This is a genomic window from Streptomyces olindensis (assembly GCF_040645895.1).
Lineage (GTDB): Bacteria > Actinomycetota > Actinomycetes > Streptomycetales > Streptomycetaceae > Streptomyces > Streptomyces olindensis.
The window spans coordinates 71747-87352 of sequence record NZ_JBEYZD010000003.1; the positions used below are offsets into that span (position 1 = coordinate 71747).

The 15606-nt window shown below is 71.6% G+C and carries 12 protein-coding genes; 3 read left to right on the plus strand and 9 right to left on the minus strand.

Going from position 1 to position 15606, the window contains the following annotated elements; all coding sequences use genetic code 11:
* The first annotated feature begins 34 nt into the window (after positions 1-34).
* Positions 35-1705 (plus strand): alkaline phosphatase D family protein, encoded by a 1671-nt coding sequence (locus tag ABZ948_RS02450; protein ID WP_359756503.1) that lies wholly within the window; start codon positions 35-37, stop codon positions 1703-1705.
* Between the two features lie 6 nt (positions 1706-1711).
* Here ABZ948_RS02450 and ABZ948_RS02455 read toward each other — a convergent pair whose 3' ends face one another.
* Positions 1712-2326, minus strand: coding sequence for a dienelactone hydrolase family protein (locus tag ABZ948_RS02455; protein WP_359756505.1), 615 nt, complete (start codon positions 2324-2326; stop codon positions 1712-1714).
* 62 nt (positions 2327-2388) lie between these two features.
* Here ABZ948_RS02455 and ABZ948_RS02460 point away from each other — a divergent pair, with 62 nt between their 5' ends.
* Positions 2389-3513 carry a mechanosensitive ion channel family protein gene (locus ABZ948_RS02460; protein ID WP_359756507.1) on the plus strand — a complete coding sequence of 375 codons (1125 nt, stop codon included), beginning with the start codon at positions 2389-2391 and terminating at the stop codon, positions 3511-3513.
* Positions 3514-3610: 97 nt separating this feature from the next.
* On the opposite strand, the gene ABZ948_RS02465 is transcribed toward ABZ948_RS02460, so the two are convergent.
* The 6 genes from ABZ948_RS02465 to ABZ948_RS02490 all read right to left on the minus strand — a co-directional run bounded on the left by ABZ948_RS02465 (position 3611) and on the right by ABZ948_RS02490 (position 10117).
* Entirely contained in the window at positions 3611-4351 is a 741-nt protein-coding gene (locus ABZ948_RS02465) for an SDR family NAD(P)-dependent oxidoreductase (RefSeq protein WP_359756509.1), read from the minus strand.
* A 38-nt stretch (positions 4352-4389) separates the two neighbouring features.
* Positions 4390-5976 (minus strand): Na+/H+ antiporter, encoded by a 1587-nt coding sequence (locus tag ABZ948_RS02470; protein ID WP_359756511.1) that lies wholly within the window; start codon positions 5974-5976, stop codon positions 4390-4392.
* A 114-nt stretch (positions 5977-6090) separates the two neighbouring features.
* Positions 6091-6567, minus strand: a complete 477-nt coding sequence (locus ABZ948_RS02475; protein WP_359756513.1) for a GNAT family N-acetyltransferase — start codon at positions 6565-6567, stop codon at positions 6091-6093.
* Positions 6564-7508, minus strand: coding sequence for an RluA family pseudouridine synthase (locus ABZ948_RS02480; RefSeq protein WP_031115740.1), 945 nt, complete (start codon positions 7506-7508; stop codon positions 6564-6566). Before ABZ948_RS02480 ends, ABZ948_RS02475 begins: the two co-directional genes overlap by 4 nt.
* 54 nt (positions 7509-7562) lie before the next feature.
* Positions 7563-8204 carry a signal peptidase II gene (gene lspA, locus ABZ948_RS02485; RefSeq protein ID WP_359756516.1) on the minus strand — a complete coding sequence of 214 codons (642 nt, stop codon included), beginning with the start codon at positions 8202-8204 and terminating at the stop codon, positions 7563-7565.
* Between the two features lie 89 nt (positions 8205-8293).
* Positions 8294-10117, minus strand: a complete 1824-nt coding sequence (locus ABZ948_RS02490; protein WP_359756518.1) for a TraR/DksA family transcriptional regulator — start codon at positions 10115-10117, stop codon at positions 8294-8296.
* A 613-nt stretch (positions 10118-10730) separates the two neighbouring features.
* Here ABZ948_RS02490 and ileS point away from each other — a divergent pair.
* Positions 10731-13874 (plus strand): isoleucine--tRNA ligase, encoded by a 3144-nt coding sequence (gene ileS / locus ABZ948_RS02495; RefSeq protein ID WP_359756520.1) that lies wholly within the window; start codon positions 10731-10733, stop codon positions 13872-13874.
* Positions 13875-14084: 210 nt separating this feature from the next.
* On the opposite strand, the gene ABZ948_RS02500 is transcribed toward ileS, so the two are convergent.
* Both ABZ948_RS02500 and ABZ948_RS02505 read right to left on the minus strand, forming a co-directional pair.
* Entirely contained in the window at positions 14085-15206 is a 1122-nt protein-coding gene (locus ABZ948_RS02500) for a DivIVA domain-containing protein (RefSeq protein ID WP_157993090.1), read from the minus strand.
* Between the two features lie 55 nt (positions 15207-15261).
* The gene (locus ABZ948_RS02505) at positions 15262-15549 is read right to left on the minus strand and encodes a YggT family protein (protein ID WP_114251539.1); all 288 of its coding nucleotides are present in this window, start codon (positions 15547-15549) and stop codon (positions 15262-15264) included.
* Positions 15550-15606: the final 57 nt, after the last annotated feature.

The window sequence follows — 15606 nt, forward strand, 5'->3', positions numbered from 1 at the left end:
CTCCGGTGCATACCGACCAGTAACCTGATCGCTCGTGACCAGTCGATACAGATCATCGAACACGTCAGAGGGCTTCAACTCCCTCACCCCGCGCCGCCGTACGGTCGTCAAGGCCGCGGCGGCGACCGCTGTCCTGGCCGGGCCGCTGGCGGCGACCCTGCCGGCGCGCGCCGTCGACCAGGCCCCCGCCTTCCTGCACGGCGTGGCCTCCGGTGACCCGCTGCCGGACGGCGTGCTGCTGTGGACCCGGGTGACGCCGGTACCGGAGGCGATACCCGGCTCCGGGCTCGGCCCGGACACCGAGGTGAGCTGGGTGGTCGCCCGGGACAGGGCGTTCACCACCGTCGTCGCCAAGGGCTCCACCACCGCGACCGCCGCCTCCGACCACACCGTGAAGGCCGACATCCGCGGCCTGGAGCCGGGCACGGACTACTGGTTCCGCTTCTCCGCCGGCGGCACCGACTCCCCCGCCGCCCGCACCCGCACCGCCCCGGCGGCCGGCGCGGCCGTCACGAACCTCCGCTTCGGTGTGGTCTCCTGCGCCAACTGGGAGGCCGGTTACTTCTCCTCGTACCGCCACCTGGCGGCCCGCGGTGACCTGGACGCCTGGCTGCACCTGGGCGACTACATCTACGAGTACGGCACCGGCGAGTACGGCACCCGCGGCACGGTCGTCCGCCCGCACGCCCCGGCCCACGAGATCGTCACCCTCGCCGACTACCGCGTCCGGCACGCGCGGTACAAGACCGACCCGGACCTCCAGGCGCTGCACGCGGCGGCCCCGGTCGTGGCGATCTGGGACGACCACGAGTTCGCCAACGACGCCTGGACGGGCGGCGCCGAGAACCACACGGAGGGCGCCGAGGGCGCCTGGTCCGCCCGCCAGGCCGCCGCCAAGCAGGCCTACTTCGAGTGGATGCCGGTGCGTCCCGCGATCGCCGGCACCACCTACCGCCGACTGCGCTTCGGCAAGCTGGCCGACCTCTCGCTCCTCGACCTGCGGTCCTTCCGCTCCCAGCAGGTCAAGGTCGGCGACGGCGAGGTCGACGACCCGGACCGCACGCTCACCGGCCGCGCCCAGCTCGACTGGCTCAAGGCGGGCCTGAAGTCCTCCGACACCACCTGGCGGCTCGTCGGCAACTCCGTGATGATCTCGCCGTTCGCCATCGGCTCGCTCTCCGCCGACCTGCTGAAGCCGCTGGCCAAGCTGCTGGGCCTGCCGCAGGAGGGCCTCGCCCTCAACACCGACCAGTGGGACGGCTACACCGACGACCGCCGCGAGATCCTGGCGCACCTGCGGACGAACGCGATCCGCAACACCGTCTTCCTCACCGGCGACATCCACATGGCCTGGGCCAACGACGTCCCCGTGGACGCGGGCACGTATCCGCTCTCCCCGTCGGCCGCCACGGAGTTCGTCGTCACCTCGGTCACCTCGGACAACCTCGACGACATCGTCAAGGTCCCGCAGGGCTCGGTCTCCGCGGTCGCCGCGCCGGTCATCCGCGCGGCCAACCGGCACGTCCACTGGGTCGACACCGACCGCCACGGCTTCGGCGTCCTGGACATCACGGCCGAGCGCGCGCAGATGGACTACTACGTCGTCTCCGACCGCGCCGAGCCCGACGCGACGGCCAAGTGGTCCCGCTCGTACCGCACGCGCAGCGGCACGCAGAAGGTCGAGCGCTCCTACGACCCGGTGTAGCCGCCGCTACAGGGTGTCGAGGAAGCCGAGTGCCACCCGCCAGGTGGCCTCGGCCGCCTCGGCGTCGTAGTCCGGCAGGTCGGGGTCGGTGTACAGGTGACCGGCCCCGGCGTACCGGTACACCTCGACGTCGGCGCCCGTGCGGCCCATCTGGAGGTACCAGGCGCTGAGCCAGTCGTCCGTCTCGAACGGGTCGGGCTCCGCCACGTGCAGCTGGACCGGCAGCTCGTCCACCGCGACGCCCGGCGCGATGTCCGACGTGCCGTGCAGGAGCAGCAGGCCGCGTGCCTTGTCGTCGCCGAGGGCGAGGGTCTGGGCGATGGAGGCGCCGAGCGAGAACCCGGCGTACACCAGCCCGCGCTCCGAGTAGGGCGCGGCCGCGAGCACGGCCCGCTTCAGCAGCTCGTCCTTGCCGATCTTCTCCTTGTGCTCCATGCCCTCCTCGACCGTCTCGAACGTGCGTCCCTCGAAGAGGTCGGGCGTCCACACCTCGTGACCGGCCGAACGCAGCCGGTCAGCGGCCTGGTGCAGCGCGGGCCGCAGTCCGAAGGCCGAGTGAAAGAGCATGATGTTCATGAGGCCATGGTGCCAGCCGGGTGTGACAAGCCAGGCTCGCGGCACTACCCAGGACGCCGCCGAAGTCACATGTTCATGCCCCCCGGGAGCCGGTTAGGTTCGGTGGCATGGAGAACCTCCTGCGACCGCTGATCGTGGTCGGTGGCTCGGTCGTGCTCACGCTGGTGATCGGCTGGGCCACCGACTTCCTGCTGCGCAAGGCCGACGAACGGCACCACGACACCCCGCTGTGGGGGCTGCTGCGCCGTGGCCGCATCCCGTACCAGCTCGTCCTCCTCGCGGCCCTGCTGAGAGGGTCCTACGACGAGGCCCAGCTGCTGGAGAGCCGCCGCGAGGGCATCGGCCAGACGCTGACCCTGGTGCTGATCGGGTCGACCGCCTGGCTGGTGATCCGTATCGCCGCGGCGATCGTGGAGACCTCGTACAGCCGCTACGCGAGCGCCCGGGCCCATCGCGACCCGGCCAGGGTCCGCCGGGTGCGCACCCAGGTGACGCTGATCATGCGGGTGGTGTCGGCGATCGTCGGCGTGGTGGCCGCGGCCAGCATGCTGCTGACGTTCCCGGCGTTCCGCGCGGCGGGTGCCTCGCTGCTGGCCTCGGCCGGCATCCTCGGCATCGTCGCCGGTGTCGCGGCGCAGTCCACGCTGAGCAACATGTTCGCGGGCTTCCAGATCGCCTTCGGCGACATGGTGCGCATCGGGGACACCGTGGTCGTGGACGGCGAGTGGGGCACGGTCGAGGAGATCACCCTGACGTTCCTGACCGTGCGCACCTGGGACGAGCGCCGGATCACCATGCCGGTGTCGTACTTCACGTCCAAGCCGTTCGAGAACTGGTCGCGCGGCACGCCGCAGATGACCGGCACCGTCTTCTGGCACGTCGACCACACGGCGCCCGTGGAGGCGATGCGCGAGAAGCTCCGCGACATCCTGCGCGAGTGCCCCGCCTGGGACGGCCGTGCCTACGACCTGTCCGTCACGGACACCACGCCGAACACCATGCAGGTGCGGGCCCTGGTGACGGCCAAGGACGCGGACGACATCTGGACCGCGCGGGTCACCGTCCGCGAGCAGATGCTCCGCTGGCTGTCCGAGGAGCACCCGTACGCCCTGCCCCGGGTCAACACGGCCGACGCGGTCCTGCCGCCGTCCTGGAACGGCCACCGCCCGTCCCCGGACGGCGTCCCGAACCAGCAGCGCCGCTTCCACGGCTCGGCCCGCCCGGAACGCTGACGGACACGGACACGGACACGGATACGGATACGGACACGGACACAGCAGGAGGGCTGCCCGCCGCTGGGGCAGGGCAGCCCTCCTGTTGGTGCCGCTGTCAGTGACCGCGCTCGGCGCCGCCGTTGACCTGGATGATCTGGGAGGTGATGTGCCCGGCCCCCGGGGAGGCGAGCCAGTGCAGCGTCCCGGCGACGTCGTCGGGGGTCCCGGCCCGGCCGGTCGAGGTCTCGCCGACGAGCCGCGCCCGCCGCTCCTCGGCCATCGAGTCCCCGAAGAACTCGGTGTCCTCGATGTAGCCGGGCGCGACGACGTTCACGGTGATGCCGCGCGGCCCCAGCTCCCGCGCCAGGTCGTGGGCGTACGGGTGCAGCCCCGCCTTGGCCGCCGCGTAGGCCCCGCTCCCGGAGCCCCGGTAGGCGGCGATGGAGCTGAGGAACAGCACCCGGCCACCGGGCTCGGCGAGCCGCGGCTTCAGCGCCTCGGTGAGCAGCGCGGCGGTCAGGGTGTTGAGCCGGAAGTTCACGGTCCAGGTGTGCGCGACGGCCTCCAGCGGATCGTCGCCCGCGGCGTCCGGTTCCAGCAGTCCGTTGCCCCCGGCACTGTGCACGAGGACGTCCACGGACCCGAACTCCCGCTCCACGAAGGCGGCGACACCCCGCACGTCCTCCGGCTCGGCGAGATCGGCCGCATACGTCAGCGCCCCGGGCACCCCGGCCTTCTCCAGCACCGCGGCCCGCCGCCCGAGCAGCAGCACCCGATCCCCGCCCGCGGCGAACATCCGGGCCGCCGCAAGCCCAATTCCCGTTCCTCCACCACTGATTACCACGTTCCGTGCCATACGAACGACCCTACGATCCGTCGGCCGCCGAGGGCGAATCAGCGCAGGCTGCGCACGTCGAGATGCCGCAAAACCCGGTCCACCACCTCGGGGTCCGCCCCGGGTTCGCTCCGCGCCGCCAGCACCTCGTGCCGCGCCGCGCTCAGCATCTCCTGCTGGATCCGCCGCACCCGCTTCACCCGCCGCGCCCGCTCCCGGTACGCCTCCCGCCGCTCGTCCTCCGCGAGTTCGGGACTGATCCGCACCCCGATGTCGAAGGCCCGCCGCAGCATCTGCTCGGAGAGGTCCTCCGGCAGCTCCTCGTCCTCCTCGATCTCCCGGAGCCTGCGCTTCGCCGCCTTCGCCGCCCGGATCGCCAGCGCCTTCGCGAACTCCTTCTCCTGGTCGGTGTCGGCCTTCACCCCGAGCCGCCGCACCAGCCACGGCAACGTCAGGCCCTGCACCACCAGCGTCGCCATGATCACCCCGAAGGCGATGAAGATGAGCTCGTCCCGGTTCGGGAACGGCGCCCCGGAATCCGTCTCCAGCGGAATGGCCAGCACCAGCGCCACCGACGCCACCCCGCGCATCCCGGACCACCACATCACCACGGTCTCGCGCCAGCTCACCGGGATGTCCTCGTCGTAGTCCCGCCGCGCGTGCAGCCGCTTGGTCAGCCACGTCGCCGGCAGCAGCCACAGCAGCCGTACGAGGACGACCACGCACACCACGAGCGCCGCCCACCCGAGCAACTGGCCCCACCGGCCGGTCGCGGTGTGGATGGCGTTGTGCAGTTCGAGCCCGACCAGCCCGAACGCCACACCGGTGACGAGGGTGTCGACGATGTTCCAGAACGTGTGCCCGGCCAGCCGCGTCATGACGTCGTCGGCGTCCGAGCCGTACTCCGCGAGGAACAGCGCGGTGGTGAGCACGGCGAGCACCCCGGACCCGTGCAGTTCCTCCGCCATGACGTAGGAGGCGTACGGCACCAGCAGGGTCAGGCCGATCTGCAGGGTCGCGTCCCCGAGCAGCTCCATCAGCTTGTTGGCGCCCCAGCCCAGCGCCAGGCCGACGGCCACCGCCACCACGGCCGACAGCACCAGGTCGAGGCCGGCCTTCCAGGGAGAGAACGTCCCGCTCACGGCGGCGGCGATCGCCACGTGGTAGAGGACGATGGCCGTCACGTCGTTGAACAGCCCCTCGCCCTCCAGGATCGACACCAGCCGGCGCGGCAGCCCCAGCTGCCCGGCGACGGCCGTCGCCGCGACCGGGTCCGGCGGCGCGACCAGCGCGCCGAGCGCGAACGCCGCGGCGAGCGGCAGCCCCGGCACGATCGCGTTGGCCGCGGCGGCCACGCAGGCCATGGTGACGAACACCAGGGCCACGGCCAGCAGGAAGATCGGTCTCTTGTTCGCCGCGAACTGCCGCCACGAGGTGCGCCGTACGGCCGCGTACAGCAGGGGCGGCAGCAGCAGCGGCAGGATCAGGTCCGGCGGGATGTCGACGTTCGGCACGAAGTCGAGCAGGGCGAGGACTATGCCCAGGAGCGTCATCAGCACCGGCGCGGGCACCCCGAGCCGGTCCCCGACCGGCACGCTGATCACGGCCCCGAGCAGCAGCACGAACAACAGGGCCAACTGATCCACGGTCAGCGCTCCGGGAGGTCAGACGGTCACACGACTGCCCTCAAGCCTGCCACGCAACTCCCAGGACAAACCGTTCCGGCGCCCATCGCGACGGGCCGGTGCCTCTCGTGCGGCTCAGGCCTGGAGCGAACGCCGCATACCCCGGTGGGCGATGCCCGCCTCCAGGTACTCCGGTCCGTACGGCTCGTAGCCGAGCCGCTCGTAGAAGCCGAGGGCGTGCGTCTGCGCGTGGAGGTCGACGGCCGTGAGGCCTCGCGCGCGTGCCGCGTCCTCGATGGCCCGCACGAGGGCGGCGCCGACGCCGAGCCCGCGCGCACGGCTCGTCACGGCGAGCCGGCCGAGGGAGCCCACGGACGGGTCGGCTCCGGTCTGCGCCACGGCCGCCTCCCCGTACAGCAGCCGCCCGGTCCCCAGCGGCACGCCGTCCTCCCGGACCGCCAGCACATGGACGGCCCCCGCGTCGTAGGCGTCGTACTCCAGGTCCTCCGGCACGCCCTGCTCGCCGACGAAGACCTCCTTGCGCACCGCGAAGCACGCCTCACGGTCGCCCGGGCCCTCGGCGACCCGCACCACGTACGCCGGGCTGCTCACGCGTAGGTCTCCTCCCGGACCTGGTCCAGGGCCTTTTGCAGGTCCTCCGGGTAGTCGCAGGAGAACTCCGCCCACTGTCCGTCCCCGGGGTGCTCGAAGCCGAGCCGCACCGCGTGCAGCCACTGGCGGGTCAGACCGAGGCGCTTGGCGAGCGTCGGGTCGGCGCCGTAGGTCAGGTCGCCGACGCAGGGGTGCCGGTGTGCGGCCATGTGGACGCGGATCTGGTGCGTGCGGCCGGTCTCCAGCTTCACGTCGAGCAGGGAGGCGGCGCGGAAGGCCTCGATGAGGTCGTAGTGCGTGACGGACGGCTTGCCCTCGGCGGTGACGGCCCACTTGTAGTCGTGCTGCGGGTGCCGTCCGATGGGCGCGTCGATGGTGCCGCTGGTCGGGTCCGGGTGGCCCTGGACGAGCGTGTGGTACCGCTTGTCGACCGTGCGCTCCTTGAACTGGCGCTTCAGTGACGTGTACGCGTACTCGGACTTGGCGACGACCATCAGCCCGGACGTGCCGACGTCGAGGCGGTGGACGATGCCCTGGCGCTCGGCGGCACCGGAGGTGGAGATCCGGTATCCGGCGGCGGCCAGGCCCCCGATGACGGTGGGCCCGGTCCAGCCCGGCGAGGGGTGCGCGGCCACACCGACCGGCTTGACGATGACGACCACGTCATCGTCGTCGTGCACGATCTCCATGCCCTCGACCGGCTCGGCCACCACCTGCACCGGCGCGGGCGCCTGCGGCATCTCGACCTCCAGCCAGGCGCCGCCGTGCACGCGCTCCGACTTGCCGACCACCGATCCGTCGACCGTGACCTTCCCCGCGGCGGCGAGCTCGGCCGCCTTGGTCCGGGAGAAGCCGAACATGCGGGAGATGGCGGCGTCGACGCGCTCGCCCTCCAGGCCGTCGGGTACGGGCAGGGTACGGATCTCGGGAATCGTGCTCACCCGTCGAGTATGCCGGACGGGTCCGACAGCCCCGTACGAGAGTCCGACGGCCCCTCAGTCCTTGTGGACGGTGCCGTCCGGGTCGAGCCCCTTGAACGACAGCAGCACGATCAGGATGCCGCCGCACACGATCGCCGAGTCGGCCAGGTTGAACACGGCGAAGTGCTTGGGCGCGATGAAGTCCACGACCGCGCCCTCGAAGACGCCCGGTGCCCGGAAGATCCGGTCGGTGAGATTGCCCAGCGCACCGCCGAGCAGCAGGCCGAGCGCGATCGCCCAGGGCAGGCTGTACAGCTTGCGGGCGAGGCGGGCGATGACCACGATCACCGCCGCCGCGATCATGGTGAAGATCACGGTGAAGGCCTCGCCGAAGCCGAAGGCCGCGCCCGCGTTGCGGATCGCCTCGAACTTCAGCCAGTCCCCGATGATCTCGATGGGCGGGTGGTGCTCCAGCTTGGCCACCACGATCATCTTGCTGATCAGGTCGAGGGCGTAGGCGAACGTGGCGACGGCGAACAGCACCGCGATCCGGCGCCTGCCCCGGGGCCTTGCGGCCGTGGCCTCCGACTCGTCCGTGCCCGACGCGCCGGCGGCCGCCGCCGTATCGTCGGTGCCGGACTCGCCGGGCCGGTCCTGCCCGTTCCCGGCCGCGTCCGGTGTGTCCGGCGTACCGATGATGCGCTCCGCCTCTGCCACGTGAGTCCCTCAACCTAGGTGCCTGACTGAGGACGAGGGTACGGCACACGCCGGGCCGCCCACGTGCTCAGGAGGCATTCGGCGGCCGGTCAGTACCGGCGCTCCTGCTTCTGCTTGCACTCCACGCACAGCGTGGCCCGCGGGAAGGCCTGCATCCTGGCCTTGCCGATGGGGTTGCCGCAGTTCTCGCAGAGGCCGTAGGTGCCCGCGTGGAGGCGTTCCAGCGCGCGCTCGGTCTGGACGAGCATCTCGCGCGCGTTGGCGGCCAGGGCCAGCTCGTGCTCGCGCGTGATGTTCTTGGTGCCGGTGTCCGCCTGGTCGTCGCCCGCGCCGTCCCCGGAGTCCCGCATCAGGCCGGCGAGCGACCGCTCCGACGAGGTGATCTCCTCGCGCAGCCGCGCCTCCTCCGACATCAGCTCGGAGCGCGCCTCCTCGACCTCCTCCGTCGTCCAGGGGTCCTCGCCCGGGCGTACCGCCAGCTCACCGGGCTCCGCCGCGCCCGCCCGCGCCTTCGGAACGGCGGTCTTCGCCGCCGTGGCCGTGCCAGGAGTCTTCTTCGCACCCACCGTCGTCGCTCCCGTCTGCGGCGCGGCCTCGGCCGCACCCGCCTTCTTGGCCGTGCTGGTCCCGGCCATGTCCTGTGTGGCCCCGCCGGTCCGGGCAGTGCCCTTCCCGGCCGGGCCCTTCGTGGTGGTGCTCCCGCCTCCGGCGCCCTGCCCGGCGACACCCTCGGCGCTCTTCTTCGCGGCGTCGGCCTTGGCGGCCTTCGCCCTGGTGACAGCGGCCTTCTTCGCCGCCGCCCCCTTGGCGGCCGCCTTCCCGGCCCCTGGTTCCCTACCCACCGCTTCCCCAACGACCGCCTTCTCGGCCCCCGCTTCCTCGGCCCGCGCCCCCTTGGCGACGGCCCTCTTGCCCGCCGCCTTCCCGACAGCCGACTTCTTGGCGGCCGCCTTACCGGCCGCCGCCTTAGCGGCCCCAGTCCCGGCCGCCGCCTTACCGGCCCCAGTCCCGGCCGCCGTCTCCTCGGCCGCCACCTTCTTGGCCGCCGCCTTACCGGCCTCTGTCCTGGCCGCCGTCTTACCGGCCCCGGTCCTGGCCGCCGTCTTAGCGGCCCCTGTCCTGGCCGCCGTCTTACCGGCCCCTGTCCCGGCCGCCGTCTCCTCGGCCGCCACCTTCTTGGCCGCCGCCTTACCGGCCTCTGTCCTGGCCGCCGTCTTACCGGCCCCGGTCCCGGCCCCGGTCCCGGCCGCTGTCTCCTCGGCCGTCACCTTCTTGGCCGCTGACTTCTTGGGGGTCGCCTTCCCTGCAGGCGCTTCCTTGGCCGCCGTCTTCCCCGCAGGCGCCTTCTTTGCCGCCGTCTTCCCGGCCACCGCCTTCTTGGCAGGAGCCCTGTCGCCCACGGCCTTCTCGGCGACCCTCTTACCGGCCGCCGCTTTCTCGGCCGGGGCCTTCCCGGCTGCTGCCTTCCCCGCCGGGGCCTTCCCAGCCAGGGCCTTCCCAGCCAGGGCCTTCCCAGCCAGGGCCTTCCCGGCCGGTGCCTTGGCAGCCGCCTTCCCAGGCGCGGCTCTCCCGGTCGCACCCTCCTGGGCCCTGCCCTGCTGATCAGTGCCCGCACGGGCCGTGCCCGGCTCGGCCGTCCCCGGCTGGGCGGTGCCCGCCTCCGGCGGGCCCTGCTTGGCTGCGTCCTGATCGGCCGCGCCCATCCTGGCCGTCACCTTCCTGACGGCCTCCTTGGTCTTCTTGACGGCGGCCTTCGTCCCCTCGGTCGCCTTCCCCGCCGCCCCCTTCGCCGCCCGCCCCGCCGAGCCCCCCTGGGTGGACTTCTTCCCGCCCACGTCCTTGGCCGCACCGCCGGAGGCCTCCCCGGACCTGCCGGACGCCGGCTGCTGTACGGCGGTCTTCTTCGCCACCATGGCCGCGGCCCCTTCACATATTGTGATCTTGCTCGCGAATCGTGCTGGGACGATAAATCGACTCGAGTCCCGCGGCAACGGGGCACACCGCCCGATTCGCCCGCCTCGCGCACGCCGCGCGGCGAACCTGCATCCGTTGTGCCCAGCTCCCCGCCCGGTAATCCGCCGAGCCGGACGTCCCAGGATCCGAACACCCATACCACCCCATTCGGGTCATCAAACCCATAAGCCACCCCCCTGCGCCACCCCGGCTCCGGCGGCCCGGAAAAGCGGTCGGCCGCTGTCCGCCCGGCGCCGTACACTGGGCGGAGCGAAAAGCGTGGATGGGGACGAGTAGCGGCGTACGCAGCCCAGAGCGACCCGGGGACGGTGGAAGCCCGGGGGCGAGCGCGACGTGAAGATCACCCCGGAGCCGCCGGAAGAACGCCACGGCCGAGAGCGGTGGCCAGTAGACCCGGCATCGCGACCCCAATGAGGGGGCTCCTCGGCGCACACCCCGCGCCGGAGGGCCAAGGAGGGTGGTACCGCGGGAGCGCGCCGAAGGCGGCGCAGGCAGACGTAGCTCTCGTCCCTCCGGACGGAAGGCAGCAAGTCCGCCGGAGGAAGCCCGCTGATGACATCGCCGACGTACCGCCAGGTACCCGCCCAGGTCGACCTGCCCGCCCTCGAGCACGCCGTGCTCGACTTCTGGCGCGAGCAGAAGATCTTCGCCAAGAGCCTGGAGCAGTCCGAGGGCCGCCCCGAGTGGGTGTTCTACGAGGGCCCGCCCACCGCCAACGGCATGCCCGGCGCCCACCACATCGAGGCCCGCGTCTTCAAGGACGTCTTCCCCCGCTTCCGCACCATGCGCGGCTACCACGTGGCCCGCAAGGCCGGCTGGGACTGCCACGGCCTCCCGGTGGAGCTCGCCGTCGAGAAGGAGCTCGGCTTCTCCGGCAAGCAGGACATCGAGGCGTACGGCATCGCCGCGTTCAACGCCAAGTGCCGCGAGTCGGTGACCCGCCACACGGACGCCTTCGAGGCGCTCACGACCCGCATGGGCTACTGGACCGACCTCCAGGACCCGTACCGCACGATGGACCCCGAGTACATCGAGTCGGTCTGGTGGTCGCTGAAGGAGATCTTCAACAAGGGCCTGCTGGTCCAGGACCACCGCGTCGCCCCCTGGTGCCCCCGCTGCGGCACGGGCCTGTCGGACCACGAGCTGGCACAGGGCTACGAGACGGTCGTCGACCCATCCGTCTACGTCCGCTTCCCGCTCACCTCCGGCCCGCTCGCCGGCGAGGCCGCGCTCCTGGTGTGGACCACGACCCCGTGGACCCTGGTGTCCAACACCGCGGTCGCCGCCCACCCCGAGGTCACCTACGTCGTAGCGAGCAACGGCGAAGAGAAGCTGGTCGTCGCCGAGCCGCTCGTCGCCAAGGCCCTCGGCGAGGGCTGGGAGACCACCGGCCAGACCTTCACGGGCGCCGAGATGGAGCGCTGGACGTACCAGCGCCCCTTCGAGCTGGTGGAGTTCCCCGAGCCGGCGCACTTCGTCGTCAACGCCGAGTACGTCACCACCGAGGACGGCACGGGTCTGGTCCACCAGTCCCCCGCCTTCGGTGAGGACGACCTCAAGGTCTGCCGCTCCTACGGCCTGCCGGTCGTGAACCCGGTCCGCCCGGACGGCACCTTCGAGGAGGACGTCCCGCTCGTCGGCGGCGTCTTCTTCAAGAAGGCCGACGAGAAGCTCACCGCCGACCTCGACGAGCGCGGCCTGCTCTTCAAGCACATCCCGTACGAGCACAGCTACCCGCACTGCTGGCGCTGCCACACCGCGCTGCTCTACTACGCGCAGCCCTCCTGGTACATCCGCACCACGGCGCTCAAGGACCGCCTGCTCGCGGAGAACGAGAACACCAACTGGTTCCCGGAGACGGTCAAGAACGGCCGGTACGGCGACTGGCTGAACAACAACATCGACTGGGCGCTGTCCCGCAACCGCTACTGGGGCACCCCGCTGCCGATCTGGCGCTGCGAGGACGACCACCTCACCTGCGCCGGCTCCCTCACGGAGCTGACCGAGCTGACCGGCACCGACCAGTCGGGTCTGGACCCGCACCGCCCGTTCATCGACGAGGTCACCTTCGCCTGCCCGCAGGACGGCTGCGGCAGGACGGCCACGCGCGTGCCCGAGGTGATCGACGCCTGGTACGACTCGGGCTCGATGCCGTTCGCGCAGTGGGGTTACCCGTACAAGAACAAGGAGCTGTTCGAGGCCCGCTACCCGGCGCAGTTCATCTGCGAGGCCATCGACCAGACCCGCGGCTGGTTCTACACGCTGATGGCGGTCGGCACGCTCGTCTTCGACAAGTCCAGTTACGAGAACGTGGTCTGCCTCGGCCACATCCTCGCCGAGGACGGCCGCAAGATGTCCAAGCACCTGGGCAACACCCTGGAGCCGATCCCGCTCATGGACCGGCACGGCGCCGACGCGGTCCGCTGGTTCATGGCGGCCGGCGGCTCCCCGTGGGCGGCCCGCCGCGTGGGCCACGGCACCATCCAGGAGGTCGTCCGCAAGACCCTCCTGACGTACTGGAACACGGTCGCCTTCCAGGCCCTGTACGCGCGTACGACGGGCTGGGCCCCGTCCGAGGCCGACCCGGCCCCGGCCGACCGCCCGGTCCTGGACCGCTGGCTGCTGTCCGAACTGCACGCGCTCACCGACCAGGTCACGCAGGCCCTGGACGCCTACGACACCCAGCGCGCCGGCAAGCTGCTGTCCGCGTTCGTCGACGACCTGTCCAACTGGTACGTGCGCCGTTCCCGCCGCCGCTTCTGGCAGGGCGACAAGGCGGCGCTGCGCACGCTGCACGAGGTCGTCGAGACGGTCACGCAGCTGATGGCCCCGCTGACCCCGTTCATCACCGAGCGGGTCTGGCAGGACCTGATCGTCCCGGTCACCCCGGGCGCCCCGGAGTCGGTCCACCTCTCCTCCTGGCCCGAGGCGGACCTCACGGCCATCGACCCGGAGCTGTCCAGGCAGATGGTGCTGGTGCGCCGCCTGGTGGAGCTGGGCCGTGCCACGCGCGCGGAGTCGGGCGTCAAGACGCGTCAGCCGCTCTCCCGCGCCCTGATCGCCGCGACGGGCTTCGAGTCGCTGGACTCCGAGCTGCGCACGCAGATCACGGAGGAGCTGAACGTCGAGTCCCTGGCGACGCTGAGCGACGTCGGCGGCTCCCTGGTCGACACCACCGCGAAGGCCAACTTCCGCGCGCTGGGCAAGCGGTTCGGCAAGCGCGTCCAGGACGTGGCGAAGGCCATCGCCGACACGGACGCGGCCGCCCTGTCCCTGGCCCTGCGCGAGGGCACGGCGTCGGTGGAGGTCGACGGCGAGACCATCACGCTGGCGCCCGACGAGGTCATCATCACGGAGACCCCGCGCGAGGGCTGGTCGGTGGCGTCCGACGCGGGCGCGACGGTCGCCCTGGACCTGGAGATCACGGAGGAGCTGCGCCGCGCGGGCCTCGCCCGTGACGCGATCCGCCTGATCCAGGAGGCCCGCAAGAACAGCGGCCTCGACGTGGCCGACCGCATCGCGCTGCGCTGGACCGCGACCGACCCGGCCGTCGCCGAGGGCCTGACCGAGCACGCGGCCCTGATCGCCGACGAGGTCCTCGCCACGGACTTCGCCCAGGGCGAGGCGGACGACACCTACGGCGAGCCCTTCACCGACGAGGGCCTGTCCCTGACGTTCCGCCTGCGCAAGGCGTAACCGTCCAGGGCCTCCCCGGACCAAGGCCGTCAGACCGAAGGCCCGGCCCCGCCAAAGATCTTGGCGGGGCCGGGCCTTCGGCGTTGCGTACGCAGAACGCCGGTGCGCGGCGGCGAACACGCGTGGCAAAAGGGCGAGGCCCCGGGGTGAACCCGGGGCCTCGCCCTGAACGCTGCCGACGTCTACGCCGTACTACTGGCCATCAGGCCGTCAGTTGTCATCCTCGTCGATCAGGAAGCCCCGCATCGGCGAGGGCGCCTGACCCATCGGGGACGGGCCCTGCGGACGCACCGGCGCCATCGGCTGGGTCATCGCCGGCGACATCTGCTGCTGGCCGCCGTAGGACGGAGCGGACGGCGACGGGGCACCGCCCATCGTCTGGTTGCCGCCGTACGACGGGGCGCTCGCGCCGGCCGGAGCCATGGAAGGCGCCGGGGACGGCGGGAGGGACGCGGTCGCCGGAGTGCGCGGCGGGGCCAGCGAGTCGTCGGCCTGGGTCTCCAGCTGACGCAGCTGCGACTCCAGGTACGACTTCAGGCGCGTGCGGTACTCGCGCTCGAAGCCGCGCAGGTCCTCGACCTTGCGCTCCAGCGTGGCGCGGGCGGACTCCAGGGAGCCCATCGCGACGCGGTGCTTCTCCTGCGCGTCCCGCTCCAGGGCATCGGCCTTGGCTCGGGCGTCACGCTCCAGACCCTCGGCACGCGAACGCGCCTCGCCGACGATCTTGTTGGCTTCGGAACGGGCCTCGGCGATCGCCTGGTCGGCGGTCTGCTGGGCCAGCGAGAGGACACGCGCGGCGCTGTCGCCACCGGGGCCTCCCTGACCGGGGCCGCCCATCGGACCGCCCATGGGGCCGCCCATCGGACCACCCATCTGCTGCTGCATCGGGGGCTGACCCATGGGACCCGGACCCTGGCCCATCGGACCGGGACCACCAGGACCCTGGGGACCACCCTGACCGCCGGGACCGGCGGGCAGCTGCGGGGCACCGCTCGGCAGCTGGGGCGGACCACCCATGGGGCCACCCATCTGCTGCTGCGGCGGGCCCGATATGCCGGCGGGAACGGGACCGCCGGGACCGCGCATGCCCTGCTGCTGTTGCTGCTGATCCTGCTGCTGCTCCGGAGGCTTGCGCATGTTCTGCTGGTTCTGCGCAGCAGCGCGCGTGGCCGCGGCCAGTTTGGCGCGCAGGTCCTCGTTCTCACGGAGCAGGCGGGTCAGTTCGGCTTCGACCTCGTCGAGGAAGGCATCGACCTCGTCCTCGTCATAGCCTTCTCGGAGGCGGACGGTCGTGAACTGCTTGTTCCGCACGTCCTCGGGGGTCAACGGCATCTCTTCACCTCAACGTAGTCGTCGGCATTCGGCAAGACCGTATCTGTCACATCGCTCACATCGCGCTCCGCACGAGTGTGATCAGGATGTAGACGATGATCATCAACACGAAGAAGGACAGGTCGAGCGCCACGCCCCCGAGACGCAGCGGCGGGATGACCCGCCGCAGAAGCTTGAGCGGTGGATCAGTGGCAGTGTAGGTGGCCTCCAGAACGACCACCATCGCCTTGCCGGGTTGCCATGAGCGGGCGAACTGGAAGACGTAGTCCATGACCAACCGGAAAATGAGCACGATGAGGAAGACCATCAGCGCGATGTAGAGAACCTGCAGAACCACGCTCATGACCTGTCGCTTCCCTCTCCCCTGTGCCCTGCTGTAGTGCTGTCTACTGCTGTTTCC

Excerpts from the sequence above, each read along its gene's own strand:
- ABZ948_RS02500 (WP_157993090.1), bottom strand. The coding sequence starts at position 15,206 with ATGCCGTTGACCCCCGAGGACGTGCGGAACAAGCAGTTCACGACCGTC.
- ABZ948_RS02465 (WP_359756509.1), bottom strand. The coding sequence starts at position 4,351 with ATGGCACGGAACGTGGTAATCAGTGGTGGAGGAACGGGAATTGGGCTT.
- ABZ948_RS02505 (WP_114251539.1), bottom strand. The coding sequence starts at position 15,549 with ATGAGCGTGGTTCTGCAGGTTCTCTACATCGCGCTGATGGTCTTCCTC.
- ABZ948_RS02460 (WP_359756507.1), top strand. The coding sequence starts at position 2,389 with ATGGAGAACCTCCTGCGACCGCTGATCGTGGTCGGTGGCTCGGTCGTG.
- ABZ948_RS02490 (WP_359756518.1), bottom strand. The coding sequence starts at position 10,117 with ATGGTGGCGAAGAAGACCGCCGTACAGCAGCCGGCGTCCGGCAGGTCC.
- ileS (WP_359756520.1), top strand. The coding sequence starts at position 10,731 with ATGACATCGCCGACGTACCGCCAGGTACCCGCCCAGGTCGACCTGCCC.